At 64.1% G+C, this 4,017-nt stretch carries 4 protein-coding genes; 1 reads left to right on the top strand and 3 read right to left on the bottom strand.

From position 1 onward, the window contains the following. Nucleotides 1–62: 62 nt before the first annotated feature. From L979_RS09360 to fdxA, 3 genes are all read right to left on the bottom strand, one after another. Nucleotides 63–1,358, bottom strand: coding sequence for a citrate synthase (locus tag L979_RS09360; RefSeq protein WP_047691949.1), 1,296 nt, complete (start codon nt 1,356–1,358; stop codon nt 63–65). 242 nt (nt 1,359–1,600) lie between these two features. Beyond that, nucleotides 1,601–2,752 (bottom strand): succinyldiaminopimelate transaminase, encoded by a 1,152-nt coding sequence (gene dapC, locus L979_RS09355; protein WP_047691950.1) that lies wholly within the window; start codon nt 2,750–2,752, stop codon nt 1,601–1,603. Between the two features lie 3 nt (nt 2,753–2,755). Further along, nucleotides 2,756–3,079 carry a ferredoxin gene (gene fdxA / locus L979_RS09350; RefSeq protein WP_047691948.1) on the bottom strand — a complete coding sequence of 108 codons (324 nt, stop codon included), beginning with the start codon at nt 3,077–3,079 and terminating at the stop codon, nt 2,756–2,758. A gap of 110 nt (nt 3,080–3,189) precedes the next feature. Here fdxA and L979_RS09345 point away from each other — a divergent pair, with 110 nt between their 5' ends. Then, nucleotides 3,190–3,591, top strand: coding sequence for a hypothetical protein (locus L979_RS09345; RefSeq protein ID WP_047691947.1), 402 nt, complete (start codon nt 3,190–3,192; stop codon nt 3,589–3,591). Nucleotides 3,592–4,017 lie beyond the last annotated feature (426 nt).

Raw genomic sequence — 4,017 nt, 5'->3', positions numbered from 1 at the left:
GCCGGGGGGCACCTTCCGTACGGAAGGTGCCCCCCGGCGTCGTCGTCAGGAAGCGGAGAGGATCAGCGCTGCGGGTAGTCCCGCTCGCCTTCACCCACGTAAAGCTGACGCGGACGGCCGATCTTGGTCTCCGGGTCTTCGATCATCTCCCGCCACTGGGCAATCCAGCCCGGCAGGCGGCCGATGGCAAACAGCACGGTGAACATGCGCTCCGGGAAGCCCATGGCCTTGTAAATCAGACCCGTGTAGAAGTCCACGTTGGGGTAGAGTTTGCGCTCCACAAAGTAGTCATCCGCCAGAGCCTTTTCTTCCAGCTTCATGGCGATGTCCAGCATCTCGTTGTTGCCGCCCAGCTTCTCCAGGATGTCGTGGGCGTAACCCTTGATGATCTGAGCGCGGGGGTCGTAGCTCTTGTAGACACGGTGGCCAAAGCCCATGAGCTTGACGCCGTCTTCCTTGTTCTTGACCTTCTCCATGAACGTGTCCGGGTCCATGCCCTCGTTCTGGATCTGACCCAGCATCTTCAGAACGGCCTCGTTGGCGCCACCGTGCAGCGGACCGTAGAGAGCGTTCACGCCCGCGGAGACGGAGGCAAAAATGTTGGCCTCGGAGGAGCCCACCAACCGCACCGTGGAGGTGGAGCAGTTCTGCTCGTGATCAGCGTGCAGCATCAGCAGAACGTCCAAGGCCTTGGCCATGTCCGGGTCCACCTCATAATTGGCGGCCGGCACGCCAAAGCACATGCGCAGGAAGTTCTGCGCGTAGTTGAGGTCATTGTGCGGGTAGAGCATGGGCTCGCCCATGGACTTCTTGTAGGCGTAGGCAGCCAGGGTGGGGACCTTGGCCAGCAGACGGATCGTGGAGATCTCGATCTGCTCGGGATCGTGAGGATCCAAGGAATCCGCGTAGAACGTGGACAGAGCAGAGACCGCGGAGGAGAGCACCGGCATGGGGTGGGCAGAGCGCGGGAACCCGTTGAAGAACATCTTCAGGTCCTCATGCACCATGGTGTGCGTGGTGATGCGGTGCTCAAAGTCCTGGTACTGCTCCGGGGTCGGCAGCTCGCCGTAGATCAGCAGGTAGGCGACCTCAACAAAGTTGGACTTCTCCGCCAACTGCTCAATGGGGTAACCGCGGTAGCGCAGGATCCCGTTGGCGCCGTCAATGTAGGTGATGGCCGAACGAGCGTTGGCGGTGTTCACAAAGCCGGGGTCGTAGACCACGTTGCCGGTTTCCTTGAGCAAGGCGCTGACGCCGTAGCCGTTGTTGCCTTCGGCGGCTTCCAGAACCGGCAGATCCAACGTGCCGTTCTCGTAGTTGAGCTGGACGTTCTTGGCGTCGGTAGCAGACTCGCTCATGGATGTCCTCCGCGGTGGTATTCCGTGATCGTTGGCCCCTCAAGGCCTTCCGTGGGTCTCAGCTCACCCGCTCTGTGGGGCTGGGCGCTGAGGATGCGAGCGGTGGCAGGTACAACGGTGTATCCACCCCGCGCGTGTCTCAAGACACAGAAATCGCTGTGGTCCAACTTACTCGCATGATGGTTGAACAGGCCAATTTTCAGCGTTGCGCGTGACGTGATAAGCGCACACGCCGCCTGGTCTCAGACTCCGCTGAGCCTGGTCACCGCGGCACTGATCCGTTCATCACTGCCGGTCAAGGACACCCGGACGTAGCCGGCACCGGCCTCTCCGTAGAACACGCCAGGGCCCACCACAATGCCCAGGTCCGCAAAACGCCCCACCGTGCTCCAGGTGTCTGCGCCGTTGTGGGGGCGGCTCCACAGGTACAAACCTGCCTCCGAGTGCTCCACCGTCAGACCAAAGGACTCCAAGGCAGGCAACAGCTGTTCCCGGCGTGCCCGGTAGAGGGCTTTCTGAGCGGCCACGTGGGCGTCATCGTCCAAGGCAGCCTTCATGGCAGCCTGGACCGGGGCGGGCACAATCATCCCGGCGTGCTTGCGTGAGTTGACCAGGTCTTTCATCAACGCGGGATCCCCCGCCAGGAAAGCTGCCCGGTAGCCTGCCAGGTTGGACTGCTTGGACAGGGAGTAAGCGCTTAACAACAAGGAGAGATCTCCCCCGCTGACAGCTGGATCCAGGACCGACGGCACCGCTGAACCACCGTGCTCCACGTCCCAGTCACCCCAGCCCAGTTCCGCATAGCACTCGTCAGAGGCCACCACCGCACCGATGGCACGAGCCTGGTCCACCAGCTTCTTCAGCGATTCGGGGCAGCGCACGATCCCGGTAGGGTTGCCCGGGGAGTTGACCCACACAAGGCGGACGCGGGCGCGAACGTCGTCGTCGAGCTCATCGAGGTCATCGGCGGCCACGTGCTCGGCACCGGCGATCTGGGCGCCGATGTCGTAGGTGGGGTAAGCCACCGTGGGGCGCACCACCACATCCCCGGCCCGCAGCCCCAACAGCAGCGGCAGCCAGGCCACCAGCTCCTTGGAACCCACCGTGGGCATGATGTGCTCAGGGTCAAGCCCGGGCACGCCGCGGCGTCGTCCAAACCAGGCGGCAATGGACTCCCGCAGCGCGCGGGTCCCGTGGGTGGTGGGGTAACCGGGGGCGTTCGCTGCCGCGGCCAGGGCATCCTGAACCACCAGGGGCGTGGGATCCACCGGGGTGCCGATGGACAGATCCACCACACCGTCCGGGTGCTGCTGAGCCGTGGCCCGGTGAGGCGCCATGGCCTCCCACGGGTACTCGGGCAGGGACAAGCCGAAGCCGCGCGCCGAATCCGTCACCAATCAATCCTGGTTCTGCGGGGGCAGGGCAGCAATACCCGGGTGGTCCTTGCCGGTGTTGCCGAGCTTGGCGGCACCACCGGGGGAACCCAGGTCATCAAAGAACTCGACGTTGTACTTGTAGTACTCGGCCCACTCGTCCGGGGTGTCGTCCTCGTAGTAAATGGCCTCTACCGGGCACACGGGCTCGCACGCACCGCAGTCCACGCACTCGTCAGGGTGAATGTAGAGGGAGCGCTCACCCTCGTAAATGCAGTCGACGGGGCACTCTTCCACACAAGCCTTGTCCTTGACGTCAACACAAGGCTGGGCGATCACGTAGGTCATGGAACTCAGTGGTCCTTTCTCACAATCGGGTTGGCATCCATCCTAAGGCGTCACCGCCCGCGCCCAAGTTCGGGCGTCATGAGCGCAACACTGCACGCTACGGTGGGCTGGTGACTTCATCCCAGTCCCCCGTGGAACTGCTCCGCTCGCTTTCGCCCGGAACACGGGTGACCGTGCGATGGGCCCTACCGGCCGGGGATGCCTCCGGTAAGCGATACACCGATTCCATCGGCACCGTCGTGGGTCCGGGCCCGTCTTCGAGCCTCCTCCCCGACGACGACGCCTACCATGACCCCGGTCAAGATGGATCCCGTCCGGCGCAGAACAGCGCTCTTCCGGAGGGGAAGGGCGTGGATGCCACCGGTGGCGCCGATGCCGCTGAAGGTTCCGATGCCGCGGCGGGCGTTCTGATCCTGGAGACCCGCCGGGGCCGGGTGGAGATCCCCTGGGAGGCCGTCCGCCTGGCCAAGGCCGTTCCTCCCCCGCCGCCCAGGCGCGCCCCGCAAGCCTGACCGCGAGCGAGCCGATGATCCGCTGAGCGCCGGCACCCTCCCACCTTCCCCTTCACCCGCCGAGTAGGCCGTTTGATCGATGCTGACTGGGTCAGGGGCGATCAAACAGCCAACTCGGCATGGAGGTTGGGCCGAGCAGTCAGTTCTGCCGCTCATCTGACGCCCTGAACCGCCGAGCAGTGAGTTGTGCCGCCCGTCAGCGCTGATGGGCGGCACAACTCGACGCTCGACCAGCACCACCGGAGCAACTCACTGTTCGAGACGCACTGGACCGGCGACCTCCTCAAGACACAGAACCCAGTGAGCATGGTGGTCGTGAACCGGTGGGTCCTGGAAACCATGCGGTCCGAGTTCGCCTTCCACACACGAATAGGCCTTTTGATCGCCCCTGAGTGGGTCAGGGGCGATCAAAAGGCCTACTCGGCG

Origin of the sequence: Kocuria sp. ZOR0020 (assembly GCF_000800955.1) — a bacterium.
GTDB classification, from domain to species: Bacteria; Actinomycetota; Actinomycetes; order Actinomycetales; family Micrococcaceae; genus Kocuria; species Kocuria subflava.
This window is presented reverse-complemented; position numbering and strand designations above follow the sequence as displayed.

What these genes read in the sequence shown, in the direction of transcription:
- fdxA (WP_047691948.1), bottom strand. Translation starts at nt 3,079, where the DNA reads ATGACCTACGTGATCGCCCAGCCTTGTGTTGACGTCAAGGACAAGGCT.
- L979_RS09360 (WP_047691949.1), bottom strand. Translation starts at nt 1,358, where the DNA reads ATGAGCGAGTCTGCTACCGACGCCAAGAACGTCCAGCTCAACTACGAG.